The organism is Aquiflexum sp. (assembly GCF_977115555.1).
On the sequence record NZ_CDSBKL010000040.1, the window covers coordinates 1 to 18,108 of the forward strand.

20 protein-coding genes are annotated in these 18,108 nt (G+C 39.1%); 8 read left to right on the forward strand and 12 right to left on the reverse strand.

The genetic code is table 11. The features are described 5' to 3' along the window. The 4 genes from ACZFYI_RS04370 to ACZFYI_RS04385 form a co-directional block, all read right to left on the reverse strand. The coding region (locus ACZFYI_RS04370) for a nitrilase-related carbon-nitrogen hydrolase (RefSeq protein WP_462522896.1) at positions 1–578 on the reverse strand (578 nt) is incomplete at its 3' end. A 43-nt stretch (positions 579–621) separates the two neighbouring features. After that, positions 622–1,362: a ribonuclease III gene (gene rnc, locus ACZFYI_RS04375; protein ID WP_462522897.1), complete on the reverse strand. Its 741-nt coding sequence runs from the start codon at positions 1,360–1,362 to the stop codon at positions 622–624. Positions 1,363–1,364: 2 nt separating this feature from the next. Continuing rightward, on the reverse strand, positions 1,365–2,618 hold the full coding sequence (fabF, locus tag ACZFYI_RS04380) for a beta-ketoacyl-ACP synthase II (protein WP_462522898.1): 1,254 nt from the start codon (positions 2,616–2,618) through the stop codon (positions 1,365–1,367). A gap of 22 nt (positions 2,619–2,640) precedes the next feature. Then, entirely contained in the window at positions 2,641–2,877 is a 237-nt protein-coding gene (locus ACZFYI_RS04385; RefSeq protein ID WP_113925470.1) for an acyl carrier protein, read from the reverse strand. A 151-nt stretch (positions 2,878–3,028) separates the two neighbouring features. On the opposite strand from ACZFYI_RS04385, the gene ACZFYI_RS04390 reads away from it, so the two are divergent. Further along, a complete protein-coding gene (locus ACZFYI_RS04390) occupies positions 3,029–3,457 on the forward strand; it encodes an IPExxxVDY family protein (protein ID WP_462522899.1) in 429 nt (142 codons plus the stop codon). A 13-nt stretch (positions 3,458–3,470) separates the two neighbouring features. Then, positions 3,471–4,901, forward strand: coding sequence for a pyruvate kinase (gene pyk / locus ACZFYI_RS04395; protein WP_462522900.1), 1,431 nt, complete (start codon positions 3,471–3,473; stop codon positions 4,899–4,901). A gap of 89 nt (positions 4,902–4,990) precedes the next feature. Here the strand turns inward: pyk and ACZFYI_RS04400 are convergent, their stop codons facing one another. The 5 genes from ACZFYI_RS04400 to ACZFYI_RS04420 are packed head-to-tail and all read right to left on the reverse strand — an operon-like array spanning position 4,991 to position 8,740. Beyond that, on the reverse strand, positions 4,991–6,520 hold the full coding sequence (locus tag ACZFYI_RS04400; protein WP_462522901.1) for an NFACT RNA binding domain-containing protein: 1,530 nt from the start codon (positions 6,518–6,520) through the stop codon (positions 4,991–4,993). A gap of 44 nt (positions 6,521–6,564) precedes the next feature. After that, positions 6,565–7,326: an MBL fold metallo-hydrolase gene (locus ACZFYI_RS04405; protein WP_462522902.1), complete on the reverse strand. Its 762-nt coding sequence runs from the start codon at positions 7,324–7,326 to the stop codon at positions 6,565–6,567. Continuing rightward, positions 7,323–7,601, reverse strand: a complete 279-nt coding sequence (locus ACZFYI_RS04410; protein WP_462522903.1) for a hypothetical protein — start codon at positions 7,599–7,601, stop codon at positions 7,323–7,325. The genes ACZFYI_RS04405 and ACZFYI_RS04410 overlap by 4 nt, the downstream gene beginning before the upstream one ends. Before the next feature lie 15 nt (positions 7,602–7,616). Beyond that, a complete protein-coding gene (locus ACZFYI_RS04415; RefSeq protein ID WP_462522904.1) occupies positions 7,617–7,994 on the reverse strand; it encodes a response regulator in 378 nt (125 codons plus the stop codon). After that, positions 7,991–8,740 carry an Hpt domain-containing response regulator gene (locus ACZFYI_RS04420; RefSeq protein ID WP_462522905.1) on the reverse strand — a complete coding sequence of 250 codons (750 nt, stop codon included), beginning with the start codon at positions 8,738–8,740 and terminating at the stop codon, positions 7,991–7,993. Before ACZFYI_RS04420 ends, ACZFYI_RS04415 begins: the two co-directional genes overlap by 4 nt. A 52-nt stretch (positions 8,741–8,792) precedes the next feature. Here ACZFYI_RS04420 and miaA point away from each other — a divergent pair, with 52 nt between their 5' ends. Then, entirely contained in the window at positions 8,793–9,713 is a 921-nt protein-coding gene (gene miaA, locus ACZFYI_RS04425) for a tRNA (adenosine(37)-N6)-dimethylallyltransferase MiaA (protein ID WP_462522906.1), read from the forward strand. A 58-nt stretch (positions 9,714–9,771) separates the two neighbouring features. On the opposite strand, the gene ACZFYI_RS04430 is transcribed toward miaA, so the two are convergent. The 3 genes from ACZFYI_RS04430 to ACZFYI_RS04440 all read right to left on the reverse strand — a co-directional run bounded on the left by ACZFYI_RS04430 (position 9,772) and on the right by ACZFYI_RS04440 (position 11,702). Continuing rightward, entirely contained in the window at positions 9,772–10,143 is a 372-nt protein-coding gene (locus tag ACZFYI_RS04430; RefSeq protein ID WP_462522907.1) for a hypothetical protein, read from the reverse strand. A 5-nt stretch (positions 10,144–10,148) separates the two neighbouring features. Continuing rightward, on the reverse strand, positions 10,149–11,123 hold the full coding sequence (pfkA, locus tag ACZFYI_RS04435; RefSeq protein ID WP_462522908.1) for a 6-phosphofructokinase: 975 nt from the start codon (positions 11,121–11,123) through the stop codon (positions 10,149–10,151). Positions 11,124–11,354: 231 nt separating this feature from the next. After that, positions 11,355–11,702 carry a single-stranded DNA-binding protein gene (locus ACZFYI_RS04440; protein ID WP_462522909.1) on the reverse strand — a complete coding sequence of 116 codons (348 nt, stop codon included), beginning with the start codon at positions 11,700–11,702 and terminating at the stop codon, positions 11,355–11,357. Between the two features lie 257 nt (positions 11,703–11,959). Here ACZFYI_RS04440 and ACZFYI_RS04445 point away from each other — a divergent pair, with 257 nt between their 5' ends. The 5 genes from ACZFYI_RS04445 to ACZFYI_RS04465 all read left to right on the forward strand — a co-directional run. Further along, entirely contained in the window at positions 11,960–13,465 is a 1,506-nt protein-coding gene (locus ACZFYI_RS04445; protein WP_462522910.1) for a S10 family peptidase, read from the forward strand. A gap of 191 nt (positions 13,466–13,656) precedes the next feature. Continuing rightward, positions 13,657–15,225, forward strand: a complete 1,569-nt coding sequence (locus ACZFYI_RS04450) for a hypothetical protein (protein ID WP_462522911.1) — start codon at positions 13,657–13,659, stop codon at positions 15,223–15,225. 3 nt (positions 15,226–15,228) lie between these two features. Next, positions 15,229–15,750, forward strand: coding sequence for a YceI family protein (locus tag ACZFYI_RS04455; RefSeq protein WP_462522912.1), 522 nt, complete (start codon positions 15,229–15,231; stop codon positions 15,748–15,750). Between the two features lie 98 nt (positions 15,751–15,848). Further along, positions 15,849–17,588 (forward strand): tetratricopeptide repeat protein, encoded by a 1,740-nt coding sequence (locus ACZFYI_RS04460; RefSeq protein WP_462522913.1) that lies wholly within the window; start codon positions 15,849–15,851, stop codon positions 17,586–17,588. 182 nt (positions 17,589–17,770) lie between these two features. Then, on the forward strand, positions 17,771–18,108 hold a 338-nt coding region (locus ACZFYI_RS04465; protein ID WP_462522914.1), incomplete at its 3' end, for an agmatine deiminase family protein.

Sequence of the window (18,108 nt, forward strand, 5' to 3'; positions counted from 1 at the left end):
AAGTGGCTAGCACTGGGATTGAAAATAATGTCAACATTTCTGTCTTTAAGTCGGTAGCCTGGTCTGATGTCACCTCTCCAGGCATCTTCGCAGATTTCAAAACCATACTTTATTCCTTTCTTTTCAAAAACAAGATCTCCAAAAGGAACCTGATATCCCTGAAATTCGAAATGGATTACTTTGCCATGTTCCCAAGGAGTGAACCAGCGGAACTCATAATGTACTCCATCTATGGCCATAAATTGCTTGGCCACAAATCCCTTGACTTTTTGATCTTCCAAAATGGCTACACAGTTGAATACTTTATCCTGGATTCTGACCGGTAAGCCAACCGCAATGGTGATTTCATTGGAATAAATAAGAAGCTTTTCAAGTTGCTTGAGCGCTTTTTGGGGATACCAATAGCTTAAAAATAAGTCTTCACTCCCATAACCTGTAATTGACAATTCAGGAAAACAGATGAAATCAGCTTCTCGGGATTTGGCTTCTAAAATCGCCTGCGAGATTCGGCCAAGGTTACCTTCCCAATCTAATGGAGTTTGGTTTACAGTAGCGCAAGCAATTTTAAGTGTTGACATTTGTTTGGTATAAATACATAAAACTAACCCTAAAGATACTGCTCTAAACAGCTATCTTGAGAATTTCACAGGCATTTTTAGCAGCTTCTTGTTCTGCTTTCTTTTTTGTGGCCCCTTTTCCTGTTGCAAGGAGTTGATGATTGATATGAAGTTCGACGATGAATTCCTTAAACCGCTGTTCTCCATTTACCGCGATTGTTTTAAAATCGATTTCAGAATTTTCTCTTTGGCCCCATTCAATGATTTTACTCTTGAAATTGGTCGTTGTGCTGATGATATTATCCAGGTCGAAATGGATAATGATTCTTTTCAAAATGAATTTTTTACAAAAATGGAAACCCCTGTCAAGGTAAATAGCCCCAACCATCGCTTCAAGAGCATCTCCATAAAGGGATTTATGAGAGCTGAGATTCTTGCCTTTATATTCTTCGCTGATGATTTTCGATAAGCCGATTTTCATAGCAATTTGGTTTAAGGCTTCTCTATTGACCATCCGGCTTCTTGTTTCAGTAAGAAAGCCCTCATCCCTGTAAGGATATTTGATAAACAATAATTCAGCCACTACTGCTCCCAATATGGCATCTCCAAGGTACTCCAGCCTTTCATTGGATATTTTCATGCCATTGATGGATTCCTCAGCGGCAGAAGCATGCTTGATGGCAAGTTTGTATAGGGTCAAATTAAAAGGCTTGCTTCCGACCATATGTTTGATGGAGGAAGCAAGCCTTTTTTCATATTTGGAATAAAACAGTGACCTAAGCCTAAGTAGTCTTGACAGTTTCACTGTTACTCTGTTATTTTTTTGAAAATGATGGAAGCATTGTGCCCACCAAATCCAAATGTATTACTCAATGCAGCCTTGATTTCTCGTTTTTGGGCTTTATTGAAAGTCAGATTCAATCTAGGATCAAATTCCTCATCATCTGTGAAATGATTGATGGTAGGAGGAATAAGGCTATTTTTGATGGCAAGTATGGAAGCAATGGCTTCAATTGCACCTGCTGCACCTAAAAGGTGACCAGTCATAGATTTGGTACTACTTATATTTAAATTATAAGCATGTTCTCCGAATACCCTTTGAATTGCTTTTATCTCACTGATATCTCCCAGAGGGGTAGAAGTACCATGTACATTGACATAATCAATATCTTCTGGCTGCATCTCTGCATCTTCCAAAGCAAACTTCATAACATTGCCCGCACCTTCGCCTTCAGGATGCGGAGCAGTGATATGATATGCATCTGCAGTCATTCCACCGCCCACCAGCTCAGCGTATATTTTGGCTCCCCTTGCTTTTGCATGTTCATAATCTTCTAAGATCAGACATCCGGCTCCTTCACCAAGGACAAATCCATCTCTGTCTTTGTCAAAAGGCCTTGAAGCAGTTGTGGGAGAATCATTTCTTTGGGAAAGAGCTTTCAAGGCATTAAAACCGCCGACACCAGCCTCAGTGATGGTAGCTTCAGTACCGCCTGTGATAAAGATGTCTGCTTTGCTTAGCCTGATGTAATTGAAAGCATCTATAATGGCATTTGTGGCAGAAGCACAAGCCGAAACAGTTACAAAATTTGGCCCTTTAAATCCATATTTTATAGAAATGAAACCTGCGCAGATGTCAGCTATCATTTTTGGGATAAAGAAGGGATTGAACCTTGGGGTACCATCACCTTTGGCAAAGTCAGTAACCTCATCCTGAAAGGACCTGAGACCACCGATACCTGATCCCATGATGACCCCGGCTCTGAGTAAGTTGATTTTTTCAAGATCAAGACCTGAATCTTTGATCGCCTCATCTGCTGCTATTAGCCCCATCTGAGTAAAAAGATCCATTTTTCGGGCTTCTTTCCTTTCAATGAACTGTTCTACATCAAGATTCTTGACCTCGCATGCAAATTGAGTTTTGAAAAGGGAAGCATCGAACCTAGTAATAGGTGCAGCACCGCTTACACCAGTCGATAAACTATGCCAGAATTCCGGAACAGTATTTCCAATCGGTGTAAGGGCACCAAGACCTGTTACTACAACTCTTCTTAAATTCATAAATGAATTTTGAATGAATATTTTATTTTACGTTTGCCTCCAGATAGCTGATAGCCTGACCTACTGTACCGATTTGTTCAGCTTGGTCATCTGGAATAGAAAGGTTGAATTCTTTTTCGAATTCCATAATTAGCTCAACTGTATCCAGCGAGTCTGCACCAAGATCATTAGTGAAGCTAGCCTCAGGAGTTACTTCAGATTCTTCTACGCCTAATTTATCAACGATAATGGCTTTAACTTTTTGTGCAATTTCAGACATTTTTCGAACAGTTTAATTTAAAACACTTCGCAAAGAAATAGATTTAAAACCTTATTGCCAAAAAAATGCCTTACCTAAATTCAAGATATTATTTTGGGTGTCTGAAGTTGGGAGATTATTTTTAATTTTGTTTGTGTAAAATCTTCCTCAAATGAAGAGAAATAAATTAATTGTCGAACATATATATGATTTTGAACTTCTTGGTTTTGTAGCTCCCGTCAAGGACTACAAAATGGCTTGGATCATCAATAATGCTTTGGGTTTGAAATTGGCAAAAACAGAAGATTATAAACTCGAATTCATAAACGGAGACAACCTTTGTATTTCTCAATTTAAATGCGAGAAAGAAAATGGATTCTTGCAATTATTAAAAAATAAATCCTTTATCCTCGATACCAATTCGTTATACCTTATTCCGGAATTGAAAATTTTCGATTACTTCCTTCTCATCCAAGATTTTACTTCCGAAGTGGATATTAATGACTATATTGAGCGCCTTTCGGGAAATGGATTAATCCAAAATATCGTCAAACTCGACATTGATAAAATCAAATCAAAAGAAAATCTATTAACCTATTAAAACCCAATATTCTATGAGTATTGCTCTTTATAACAAGACAAAAATATTAGCCACAATCGGTCCTGCTTCCAACAATATTGACACCCTTAAAAGTCTCGCCAATGCAGGAGCAAATGTTTTCAGACTCAATTTTTCGCATGGCACCCATACCCAGCATGCCGAAGTAATCAAAATGATCCGGGAAATCAATGAGAAACTCACCTTTAAAATCGGGATTCTCCAGGATCTTCAAGGTCCAAAAATCCGGGTAGGGGAGATGGAAAACGGCGGTGTGCAGATCGTTCCGGGAGGAAAAATAACCATTACAAACGATCCTGTGGTTGGCAATGCAGAGCTAGTCAGTACCGTATATGAAAACCTTCCAAATGATGTAAAATCCGGGGACAGGATTTTGATTGATGACGGTAATATCGAATTGGCTGTCAACAATACAGACGGGAAAAATGTGCGCTGTGTCGTCATTCATGGCGGGATTCTCAAATCGAGAAAAGGAATCAACCTTCCCAATACCAAAGTTTCAGCACCTTCTCTTACGGAAAAAGATTTAGAAGATCTTGAGTTTGGTTTGGCAAATGATGTGGATTGGATCGCGCTTTCATTTGTAAGGTCTGTTGATGACATCATTGACTTGAGAGAAAGAATCAACCGAGCAGGAAAGAATTGCAAAATCGTAGCTAAAATAGAAAAACCTGAAGCTTTACAAAATATTGAATCTATTATCGAGGCCACAGATGCCATCATGGTAGCAAGAGGAGATCTTGGCGTGGAGATGCCAATGGAAACTGTTCCCCTTTGGCAAAAGAAAATGGTGAAGCTATGTAAAGTCGCCTGTAAACCTGTGATCATTGCTACTCAGATGCTCGAAAGTATGACCACGCACCCAAGACCAACCAGAGCGGAAACCAATGATGTCGCTACTGCTGTTTTAGATGGTGCTGATGCTGTGATGCTCTCCGCAGAGACGGCTTCGGGCCAGTTTCCTGTTAATGCTGTCAAGGCTATGAGTACCATCATCAATTACATTGAGACCAATGAAGACGTATTCCATCACCTATACAAGATAGAAGAAAGTGATCAGAATTTTCTAAGCAAGAATCTTACTTTGATGGCTGCGAGACTTTCTAGAAACGTGAAAGCCAAAGCGTTGGTTGGAATTACAACTTCTGGTCAGACTCCTTTGAGATTGGCTTCTTTCCGACCTTTGGCAAATCTTTTGATATTCACCAGAAACAAAAACCTATTGACCCAACTGAGTTTGGTATGGGGTGTCAGAGCATACTATTATGAGAGTAACACATCTACAGATGCTACTTTTATGGATATCCAAGATCAATTGAAAAAGGATGGCTTTGTCAAAATCGGCGATATCATTATCAATACTGCCAGTATGCCATTAAAGGAAAAAGGTAAAACCAACATGCTTAAAATCCACCTAGTGGAATAATTGATATCGAGGTTAAAAAGAAAAGGCTTCCAATATTGGGAGCCTTTTTTGGTTAACTGACATTTTAACAATTTTTTTTCTTCACTACTTCATTTGTTTTCTTCTTTTGGTCCGGATGGCCTGACCATCAACACATTTTCTTTTTCGACCATCACGGCTCCTGGTGGAGAGCCCTTAACTTTCCTTACAAATTTTACAGGGGTATAAATCACAGGAGAAAGGCTTTCGTTTTTGTTTTTGGAATAATACGCAGCCAATTCTGCTGCACGTTCCAAAACGGTTTTGGGAAAATTGATACCCGATCGGTATTTGATCAGAACGTGTGATCCTGATACATCTTTGGCATGTAGCCAAAGATCTTCTTTCCAGGCAAAATTCCGCAACATTTCATCATTGGACTTTGCAGATTTACCAACAAGCACTTCAAATCCTTCGATCTCAAATCTTTTAAATGGTACTTGATCCTCTTGTTCCTTAGATTTTGGAGTCAGGTGGTTGTTTTTGACAAAATCCCGAAGTCGCCTAAAGTCACCAAACCCCTCAATTTCCTCTATCCAAGATGCAGTCAGTTGAAAAAGTTTTTCCTTTTCTAAAAGGTTTTGGGAAAGCTGTTCAATTTCCTTCTTGCGGTTTTTGGATTTCCGATAGAGGTTTTCAGCATATTTTTGCGGGCTTTGTCCCAGCTTGAGTTTAAAAATCTCTTCTTTTCCGGAATAAAAATTGAATAAATAAATCTGTTCCTTATTGGGTTCAATGGTATGAAGGTTAGCCATGATTACATCCGCCACCTGTGACGGTGGAGTTTCATGGAGGAGAAATTCAAGTCTTTCTCCGGTTTTTTGTATATATGACTTGGTCCTCTTTTGTTGTTCTAGGAGCTGTTTTAGCCAAGTATGTTTTTCTTTTTCAAATGACAGGATGACCACCCTGTATCGGAAGAGCTCATTGCAAGCCCTTATAGGATCAGAAGTCTGAAAAATCGCTTCTTTTTCCGGTAGTAAAGACAATAAATAGTCGTTTTCTTCCTTAATAATAGAAAAAAGTGGACTTTCTAGCATGTCCAAAAGTTCCTGAATCAGCTCCCATTTTTCCTCCAAAACTGCCTCGATGTAACCATGGCTTTTTAGCCATTCTCTTGGGATTTTACCAAGTGTAGGCAAAAATTTTGAGGCATTGCCTTCCAATTTTAAAAAAGTATTCAGGTCTGTTTGCAGATTTTTTGGAAGGTCGGAGAGCATCAGGTTTTTATCGTCTCTCAGTTCATTTCTAAATACAAGAGCCGGCAGCAATTCCTCTTTGTGATAGAAGAGGATATTGCTTCTCGTTCCATGCAGCTTGAACAATATTTTCTCTCCTGAATCCAAAAAAGCAATAAATGCCCTTTCATAATTGACGACTTCTATTTTTGTGATGGTTTTTCCTATTATCTCCGGAAAAAGCGAAACTGTGTTTCTTTTACTCCTTTTGAAGTTGTCTGGGAAAGAAATGCATGATACAGAAGGAAGCAAATTGGCTCTTATAAAAATATCCCTTCTATCCTTAGTACATCCGATTACCAACTCATCTTTATTTTGGGAAAAGCATTCAACGATTTCCGCCCCACTAAATGTTTTGTCCAATTCTGGACAAAGGAATTTTAAAAAATGGAAGTTAAAGTGCATGGTTAAAGGGAAATTTTCAAGCCATCAAAAGCCAGATAGATATTTGGTGGTAAATATCTCTCTATTTCATGATGTGTACCGAGGCGATGGCTGATATGAGTAAAATATGCAGCTTCAGGTTGGATGTGGTCTACAAGCTGGATGGCCTCATCCAGAGTAAAATGGGAGAGATGGTGTGTTTTTTGAAGGGCATTCAAAACAAGGATTTTGGTCCCCTTTACTTTCTCAAGTTCCTCCTCATCGATGTATTTCGCATCCGTAATGTAAGTAAAATCCCCAAATCGAAATCCAAAAACAGGCAACCTGTAATGCAAGACCTGAATAGGAATCACTTTTATTCCCTCTGCTAAAAAAGGTTCGTTGGTAATTTCGTGCGTGATTACGGAGGGTATTCCCGGATATTTTACTTCCTCAAAAATATAGGCAAATTCCTGTTTTATTTGATTGAGAACTTTTTTGGTTCCGTATATCGGCATGTCCTTCTTCTGAAGGAAATTATAGGAACGGATATCATCCATTCCTGCGGTGTGGTCTTTGTGTTCATGGGTGAAAAGTATCCCATCCAAATGGTTTATTTTTTCCCGAAGCATCTGTTGTCTAAAATCGGGTCCCGTGTCTACCACAAGGCTTTTACCATCAATCTCGAGATGTATCGAACTTCTCAACCTTTTGTCCCTAAAATCAAGAGAGCTGCACACAGGGCAGTCACAGGCTATCACCGGAACGCCCTGAGAAGTGCCTGTGCCTAGGAATGTGACTTTCAAAGTTTTAGTTCGGTTTGTTGCAATTCGGAAATTAGATCCTGAAGTTTTTTATCAGAAAAATCTTTGGGGCTGAATCCCAATTCTTTGATAATATCTATCAAGGCATTGATTTTGCCTTCTAAGGTATAGTATTTATTGACGATGACTATCTTGTTTTCTTTGAGCACACAATAGCCTGATTTGAAATTTCCTTTTTCGTACCTCAAGATAAAATCTGATGAGGCAAAAAGATTTTCGAGTTTTTCCAGAAAGTTTTTGTTGTATTTGACAGTCATTCCGGTTTCATCCTTTTAAGAAAGATGTTTTTTCACTGTTGCGAGCAGTAGGTCGTAATCCAAAGGCTTTTGGATATAATCATTCAGACCGGCCTTTTTGAAATCATCCAAAGTGTAATTCTTATAATTTCCTGTAATTGCTACAATCGGTATGTTTGCTTTGCTATTGTCCTCTAAAGCCCGAATTGCTTTTGTACATTCTATTCCATCCATTATGGGCATATTGATGTCCATCAAAATCAGATCAAAATCTTCATGCATCAGTTTGTCGAGAACTTGTTTGCCGTTTTTCACAGCCGTAATACGGTATTTCTCAAAAAGGAGTACGTTCTTGGTAAGATTAATGATCACAGAACTGTCCTCTGCTACCAAAACTTTCTTATTTTCCGTCATGGATTAAGCAATTGAGATGATTTGATTTTTAAACTAAATGAGTGAATTAGATTAGCCAAAGATAAATATTCTTCTGTGGTATCCTCAAAGTTGGAGGATTTTATGTTTTTTTCAAATTTTTGGCAAAAATAGAAAATGTCCATGGCACCAAGAGTTCCTGAATTTCCTTTGATAATATGGAGTTTTTCCCCGATTTCTGGATAATTTCCTGAATTAATCAAGATTTTGACTTCATCCAATAGATCTTTGCTCTCTTGTACAAATTCTTCATATACAGATCTTATATTTTCAGCGGTGTTGAACTTAAGAAGCGTGGATACAATTTTGTTGTCCAATTCCGAATCTGAGGGATTTTGGATATCTTCCGGGATTTGCTTTTCAGACTTCCGTAAATGCCTGTCTAAGGTTTCAAGCAAATTTCGTGGCTTGACTGGTTTCGAAATAAAATCATCGAAACCTGTTGAAATGAAATAATCACGGTCACTTTCATTGGCAAAGGCTGAAACCGCAATGACAGGAATGTCAGAAAGGTTTTCATTTTTGATGATATTCAAGGTATTGATGCCATCCAGTATAGGCATCTGTATGTCCATGATGGCAAGGTCATATTCTCCCGACTTGATTTTTTCCAAAGCCTCCCTGCCATTTGAAGCAGTTCCAAATTGATACAACTGGCCTATGATGTTCTCAAATACTTTCCTATTGAGTGAATTGTCATCTACAATAAGTACCTTTTTGGGTTTCATCTAGTATAATTTATAATTTTGATATTGACTTATTGTCTTTCTGGCTAACACTTTGGATTCGAAAAATAAACATTTATTGGTAATTGCCGGGCCTACTGCTGTAGGGAAAACTGAAATCTGTCTGCTACTTGCAAAAAAATTTCATACCGAAATCATTTCTTCTGATAGCCGGCAGTTTTACCAAGAAACGGAACTTGGCACTGCCAAGCCCACCCGCGGTGAATTGGAACAGGTCCAACACCATTTTATTAACTCCCTTTCCATTTTTGATAACTATGATGTCAGAAAATTTGAATTGGATGCCATCAATCTCCTCAACAGACTTTTTGAGAAGCATGATTTGGTGATCATGACCGGAGGTTCGGGGCTATATATAGATGCGATCTGCTATGGATTTGATGAAATTCCTGATGTAGATCCGTCTATCAGAAAAAGATTGATTCAGGATTTTGAAAAGGAAGGAATCCAAAATTTGCAGTCTAGGCTCGAAAAACTTGATTCGGCATACTTTGAACAGGTAGATATCCATAATCCCCAAAGGCTTATAAGAGCTTTGGAAGTTTGCATCGGAACAGGAAAACCCTACAGTTCTTTCAGAAAAAAGAAAAAAAACAAAAGGGAATTCAATTGTATTTTAATTGGACTGGAAAGGGAAAGGGAGGAATTGTACCAAAGAATCGAACAGAGAATGGACAAAATGATTACTGAAGGGATTTTTGAGGAAGCTGAAAAATTATTTCCATATAGACATCTGAATGCGCTTCAGACAGTGGGATATTCTGAGATTTTCGGATTTTTGGAGGGTAAATATGATGAAGAGGAAGCAATCAGATTGCTCAAAAGAAATTCACGCAGGTACGCAAAAAGACAGATGACTTGGTTCAAAAAATATCCTGAAATGACTTGGTTTCATCCGTCAGACTTAAATGGAATTTCAAATTTTATCGAGAATGCAATCAGTTCAACACCATAATTTCCTAAGGTAAAAAGTTATGGAACTTGATTAATTTAGAGTTTTTGAGATTATGCAATCAACCCAGATGCTTGTATCCCATAACTTTTGCCACAAAGCTGTAGGGTTTTTTTTCGATTAATTTATTGTACTGGGAAATGGTGATTTTAAAGGATTGAAACAATGGTTTGATTTCATTTTCAAATGTTGCATTGCCTGTTAAGGTGATTTCGGATTTGGCTTTATGGTATTCAGTATCCATCATTTTTATAGAATCAGGAAAAAGGCCAACCTCCCCTAGATGTGAGAATCCCATTTTTTTTAAACTCTCAAAAAACGCTTGCTGGATTTTCAGGATTGCTTTCTTTTTGGCGATCAGAGATTGATTGACAACCAGAAAAAACAATCCCACAAATCCGGCAAGTGTGATAATGATAGGCAAATAACCCATAATTCCTAAATACTTAATATTTCGATTAATTTCAAATGGTCATCGGTCAGTGGTTTGCTTTTCCCAATACAATCGGCAAATGGAGTGTAGACTATCTGACCATGAATGACACCGGCCATGCAGTTGGACTCTCCGGCGATCAAACCATCAACAGCAGCCATACCGCACCTTGAAGCCAAAACCCTGTCCCGGGCTGTTGGGCTACCGCCTCTCTGAATATGTCCTAAGGTCGTAACTTTAAATTCTTTATCCGGATCATTTACTTTTTCACGGACTTTTTCCATGATTTCTTCCGCCCCACCTTCATCATCACCTTCTGCGACTACAATGATGCTTGAAGATTTTGTTTTTCGGAGATTTTTGAGGGATTTTACCACAGCTTTGAGGTTAGTGGATGTTTCTGGCACCATCACAAATTCTGCACCTCCACCAATGCCGCATTCTACAGCAATATATCCACTATCTCTCCCCATCACTTCAACGAAGAAAATCCTGTCGTGTGCAGCAGCCGTATCCCTGATTTTGTCGATCGCATTAAGAGCAGTATTTACTGCCGTATCAAATCCGATGGTATAATCCGTCCCATAAATATCATTGTCGATGGTCCCGGGACAGCCTATGACTGGAATTCCGTATTCTTCGAAAAAAATCTTTGCTCCTGTAAAGGTGCCATCTCCCCCAATGGCGACCAAACCTTCTATGCCGTTTGCTTTCAGCTGTTGATAGGCTTTCGCTCTACCTTCTTTTGTCATGAATTCTTCGCTTCGTGCTGATTTCAGGATGGTTCCGCCACGTTGGATTATATTGCTAACCGAATGGGATTGCATCTTTTTGATGTTTCCATTGATCATTCCGTCATAACCGTAACTGATACCGTATACTTCCAAATCTCTAAAAATCGCCGTCCTGACCACAGCCCTGATGCAGGCATTCATACCCGGGGCGTCACCTCCCGATGTGTAAACTGCTATTTTTTTCATGTTTAATAGGTTTTCCAAATACCAAAATTACTCATATTTGGATGTCATTGTAATACAATCAGAAAATCTTTTGAATTGTTCATGATTATCAACTCATTAATCTCTTATAGAAAAAAATATTATGCTTTGCGATTAATTGCTATAATTTCTCAGGTTCTGGAATTTTGGTCCAAAAAAAACAAACAGCAACCCGTTATTAATATTACGGATTGCTGTTTGGCAGAGTAATGGTTATGCCGAGGTTACTTTTTCTCCAAGTAATAAAACTTCTTCTGCGACTACTTCGGTGATGTATTTTTTCACGCCGTCTTTGTCTTCATAAGACCTGTTAGTGAGTTTGCCTTCAATGGCGATTTCCGAACCCTTATCGGTATATTTTTCAATGACTTCGGCGGAATTTCCCCAAGCCACGATATTGTGCCAAGTGGTTTCTTCGACTTTTTCTCCTTTGGCATTTTTGAAAACATCCTTGGTCGCAAGGCTAAAGGAGGATTTTACTTTTCCTGAATCAAAATGTTTTGTTTCTGCTTTGGCACCCAATCTCCCGATCAGTTGTACCTTGTTTCTCATGTTGCTCATCTTTTTTGTGTTTTGGTTTTGAAAGAATTCATGTTGCCGGTTTTGTTAGGCAATGAGTCAAAGGTCTTCAAGGAAAAATGGCCTAGTCGGTATTTTGTCGTTTCTAGTCGATTATAACCGTTTGTGAAACGGCTTTGAACCATTTCGATCCCAAAAAATTTACATCATAGATTTTTAATCCATGTTCAATTTCTTTATTGGCTTTGGAATTTGTTAGATTGCTTTTTGAATTCAATGATCAATAACCCATATCTAAAATGAAAAAACCCTTACTATTTGCTTATGTTTTTCTTCTGTTTGCATTTCAGATCAATGCTCAGGAAGAGCCTGTGGAAAAACCCATTCCGGAAGGCGAAGTATTCACTTCTACCCAGACTGTCAAAATCAACGGTACCACCCACAGCCTCAAAACAAGAGCAGGCACTCTTCAGCTCAGAGATGAAAACAATGAACCTATTGCACTTCATGGCTTTACGGCCTATTTTAAAGAAGACGGTCCCTCCAAAAGACCCATCATATTTTCATTTAACGGTGGACCGGGATCATCTTCATATTGGCTTCACATGGGTGTAATGGGACCAAAAAGGATTGTGGTCAACGATCCAGGATATACCAAAGCTGCCCCATATGAATTGGTCAATAATGATTATTCTATTCTCGATGTCGCGGATGTGGTGATGATGGATCCTATCGGGACTGGTTTGAGTATGCCAATCGGAAAAGCCGAAGGAAAAGATTTTTGGGGAGTGGATCAGGATATCAGATCTACAAGTTTGTTTATCATGCAGTTTTTGAAAGAATATGACCGTATGCAATCACCTAAGTATTTGTTGGGTGAAAGCTATGGAACCTTCAGGAATGCCGGCGTCATGAGCTATTTGTTGGATAAAGGATATGCCCTCAATGGAGTTGTGATGGTTTCTTCTGTGTTTGACATCCGTTCTTTGGCCTTTCCGGTACAGGAGAGTACCTCTTACCTTGTCCATTTTCCTTCTTATGCCGCTACTGCTTGGTACCATGACAAGATCGCTAACAAAAACCCCAACTTGGAAGCATTTGTAGATGAGGTGAGAAAATTCACAGAGGAGGATTATTTGCCTGCATTGTTCAAAGGAGGAAGACTCAGTCCTGCTGACAAAAACAGTATTGCCGAAAAAATGGAAAAGTACACGGGAATATCAAAGGACATTTGGAACAGAAATAACCTTAGGATGACAGCCAGTGAATTTTTCAATGAATTGCTAAGAGAAGAGGGTATGACCGTGGGTCGATTGGATTCCAGATTCAAAGGCATCAATCCCATGCCACAAAACCAATATGCCATTACCGACCCTCAAAGTGATGCCATTTCCCCAGCCTATACCGCGGGCTTCCTGGATTACCTGCACAGAGACTTGGGCGTCAGCAAAAAACTAACCTATAAAACATCCGCCTACGCTTCACCGGGTTTTAAATGGGATTGGTCACACAGAGGAAATGAAGGATGGGGCAGCATGATTTCAATCAATACGGCAATTGATATGGCGGATGCTATGAATAAGGATCCGCATGTAAAAGTCCTACTGATGAACGGTTACTATGATTTGGCTACGGTTTTTTATGGAGTGGAACATACCATTGATCAAATGAACCTAAGACCCGAAATCAGAAAAAACATCATCATGACATATTATGAAGGCGGGCATATGTTTTACACCCATATGCCATCTCTACAAAAATTTAAGAAAGATTTGGCAGACTTTATCAAGGATACAACGAAGTGATATTCAATTGAGACTAAGAAAAAAATAAAGGAATGTGTTGGATAGCCATTTGGATTGTCATTTTTTGACAGTCCAAATGGTTTGTGTATTTTAGGGATTGGTGACTATTAAAAAGGTTTCTGGCTCCAATTTGCCATCATGATTTCAGACTTAAGAATATCCAATACCCTTTTTAAATCAAAATTCAAGAAATGAAAACCCCGTTACTGTTTTCAAAATCGAAGGTGTCATCCCTATATAGAAGATATTGGGTTTTGTTTTTATGTCCGATTTTTATGGCAGGCATTTCACTTGACGGTTTCCAAAAATGGGCAATTCAATTAGGTTCTGATATCCCCAAGGTATGGACAGATGAGGCGATAAAAGATTGGGAACTTCCCAATTCCCATCCTGAATTTTCTGCAAAACCTGTATCGTCAGCATTTTATTATAACCTTCCAGAAAGGGTCGTTTTTAAAACATATCCGGTATATCATCCGGACCATGAACCGGAAGGATATTGGGAATGGCTGCATCAGCAAGATGCGGAAATTGCTTTGGATGAATCCACTTTGCTTACTGAGGAAGATTATATCAAGGCAGGTGAATTGCTTTTCGATTATCCAATTGATACCCTGGGTGCGGTTATTTCCTTAGAAAACGTTCGGGATGTTGATTTTTATGAATTTTCTGAAATGCCCTTGACAAAGGATGGGATTATGCCTTTTGCAAAATGGATTGTGAGTGGAAAAGGAAAGGTTTATTTGGGAAATCTTTCCTGTGGTATGTGCCATACAAAAGTGATGCCCGATGGTTCACTCTTGAAAGGTGCCCAAGGAAGCTTTCCGGGAGATAAGGCTTTTGCCTATGGGCTGCAAATGGCTCCTGAAAATGCAGTCAAGGCAGTAAGTGGATTTCTTTTTTCATCACCTTGGGCGGAGGGAGATCCACACGGGGAATTACTCTCCAAGAAAAAACAAGATATCCTTGATGCGTACGCTGCTGTACCAACCGGAGCTTTTGGCAGACAGGGGACAAGCATCCTTTTTCCCCCACAGATTCCTGACTTGATAGGTGTTCAGGACAGGAAATATCTTGACCATGGCGGTCTCAGTCAGCACAGGAATATTGAAGATTTGATGCGGTATATCGCAATGAACCAAGCTTTGGATTTTTTAAATATGTATGGGGATTTCAATCCACTTGGATTAAACGATGAAAGGATCAATAGCGGAGAACCCATCCTTTTTCCCGGCACTTACGATCGTCATTCCGACAAGCAATTGTACGCTTTAGCCAAATATGTATATTCGCTCCAAGCACCCGAAAATCCAAACAAACCTAGTCAACTGTCAGAAAGGGGTAAAGTAATTTTTGCACAGCAAGGTTGCGTGACCTGCCATACCCCGCCTTTATTTACTAATAATAAACTCACTCCGGTAGATGGCTTTGAGATTCCCGAAGAGCATTATGACAAATATGATGTTTTTGACATTTCGGTGGGTACTGATCCGGCCTATTCCCTAAAAACAAGAAGAGGGACAGGTTATTACAAAGTTCCTTCTCTAAAAGGGTTATGGTACCGTGGACCATTTTTCCATGATGCTTCTTTGGCAAAATTGGAGGATGTCCTGGATCCCAAGAGGCTAGAAAATGAATATGTGCCCTCGGCATTTATTGGTGCCGGAATCAAAAACAGGGCTGTTCCCGGTCATGAGTTTGGATTGGAACTGGATACTGAAGACAAAAAGGCATTGATCGCTTATCTAAAAACTCTATGACCTATGAAATTAAGGTTGCTTATTTTCTTTTTTATCCTTATTCAATACAAAGTATTTTCGCAGGGAGAAAAATCATCCGAACCAATCCGCTTTGAGATCAAAAATGCCGGAATTACAGTGGAAGGTACTATTTCAGATTGGGAATGTGTTATAACCTTTGATCCAAAAAGACCACAGGAATCTTCAATTAAAGGAGTTGCTTTTCCTGTAAGTATTGATACAGGTATCAAGCTACGGGATAAACATTTGCAGGGAAGGCAGTATTTCAATGTGGAGAAATTTCCCGAAATCCGGCTTTCCTCGAAGAAGATCACAGCCAAAGGAAAAGGAAGTTTTGTCGGGATTTTTGAGCTTCAGATTAAAGAAATGAAAAAGGAAATTGAAATCACTTTTGATGTCACAACCTCAGGTAAAAATCAAAATTTTTCAGCAGAATTTACCATCAACAGATTGGATTTTGGAATTGGGGAAAACAGTATTATCCTTGGAGATGAGGTAAAGGTTCTAATAAATTTCGGAAATTGAATTTTAATGGATTTTGATGTTTTTCTTCTGCAATTCCCCGGCTTTCAATGTTTATTTTTTTTTTGTAGCTTGTTATCTTCCGCCAAAACCATCAATGTATGAACTACCTGTCAATCTTGAAATCCTGGGCTTTTGTACTCATTCCTGTGTTTTTTGGGACATTATATATATCCAACATTGGACAGGAAGAGGCCAAAGTCATCACATATGAGGAGGGATATAACCTCGATCAGATGATGGGAATTACCCTCTGTCAGGATATGGCCTATGTCCCTGAGGATTTTTTGACCAAGCCCATTGGGGTTTCAAATGTCCGAATAGGTTCCGTTGATTTTCCGATCAATACGAGTTCAGAAAAGGCACAGGAAATGTTCAATCAAGGAATGGCATATTATTACAGCTTTGACTATGTGCAGGCGGCTCGCTCTTTTCATGATGGGGTAAGGTTAGATCCGGAGGCAGCCATGATCTGGAATGGCCTGAGTGTGGTATACACCAACCTTTCAGATACAGTCAAATCACGTGAATTTGGAACCAAGGCTTTTGAATTGGCGAGAAAATCAGGAAATAGATTTGAATACCTTTATACAAAATCTAATTTTTTGACTTTGGAGCCGCCTAGTGGAATGGAAGAATATCAGGCGCTTTATGACAGTGTTTACACAGTTAAAGATGCCCTGATTTCCGAGTTCCCTGACAAAGTGGAGTCCTGGATATTGGCAGCTGAAATCCGTCTTTATTTTAGGGGACTTGAAGAAAGCGAAGAGGAAAGTAATATTGCCAACCTGGAAATGCTGGAAAAAGCCCATCTCACCGATCCTTACCATTTTGGAGTTTGGCATTTGCTTATTCATTCTAATGAAAGTCTTTCAAGATTTGAAGATGCCTTGAAATATGGACAGATGTACACCGATGCCGCGCCTGACATTCCCCATGCATGGCATATGTATGGGCATGATTTGATGAAAACAGGGAATATTGATGAAGCCATTGTTAAGTTTAAGATGGCTTTGGACTTGGAAAAGAAGAAGTATGACCGGGAAGATATGCCCTACCACTATGATTGGCACTATCCCCACAACCTGGAATTGTTGGCTTATTGTTATCAGTACAAAGGACAATTTGAGAATGCAAAAGCTATTTTTGTGCAACTTGATACCATCCAAGCTTTTCAAGAGGAAAGTGAAGGATTTATCCGAAAAGGACATCCTTTTTTCCTTTTGCAAAATGGAGAATATGACCAGGCAATTTATTTGGCTGATAAACTTGCCAAAGGTGAGGGCGTCAATACCAAACTTGTGGCAAATATTTCTTCAGGACTCGCATACATGATGAAAAAAGATGAGAAAAATGCATTGAAATCCACTGGAGAAATCCAGATTTTACTGGATTCTATGGTCAGTGAAGTGGCAAAATATGGGATTCCGGAGGAAATGATCACCTCATCTTCTTATTTTCAGTTCTATAAAGGGTTACAAGACCTTATTCAAAATGGGTTGGCAATTCAAAAAAACCCGGACAATATGGAGCTGAAGGAAAAAATCGAAGCATTTCAAAAACAAATGCTCAGCCAAACTGGGCCGGATCCTTGGATCGAATCCCTGTATTTTCTTCAATTACTCTCCAACATCACCTATTCGACAGGCAATATGGATTTGGCAGAATTATCCGCAAAAGCCCTTTTGGAACATGATCCGGAATTTGGAGGGGGGCACTATGCCATGGCGAGGGTTCAGAAAAATAGAAATGATGAAGCTGCCGCACAGGAATCCATGGTAAAAGCGATGTCAGCCTACAAAGATGGAGATGAGGAATTATTGAAAAGATTGAGCTTTTGAATTCAGGTTTGAAAGAAACGACAAAGTTCAATTGACAATATTCCTAAAGACAAACTGCAATAATTTCTGTGGATCTCAGGGCTTTCAAAATTCATAAAACTCATTCTTAGATATTGATCATGATGGGTTTTAAAAACGTAATTGAAAAGATTGATTTGGGTAAATCCTCTAAATATTTCTTCATGAAAAAAATAATTGTATTCATTTTTGGAATTTTTATCCTGTTTTCATGCAAGGAAAAACCTGATCCTTCAGTATTTTTCTTCCCTGCAGAATGGGAACCACAAGAGGCCATTTGGATGGGTTGGGATGGTAATCTTAAAAAAGATGACACTTTGCACGTCATTACTTCAAATATTATCAGGGAGTTGCAAAAGGACATAGATGTGGTACTGTGGGTGACTTCTGATAGCTTGGCTGACAATGCCCGAAGTTTTTTGAGTAAACTCCAAGTACCCATGGATAGGGTAGAGATAGCTGTGATCCCTGCAGACAAGGTTTTTTGGTCAAGAGACAGTGC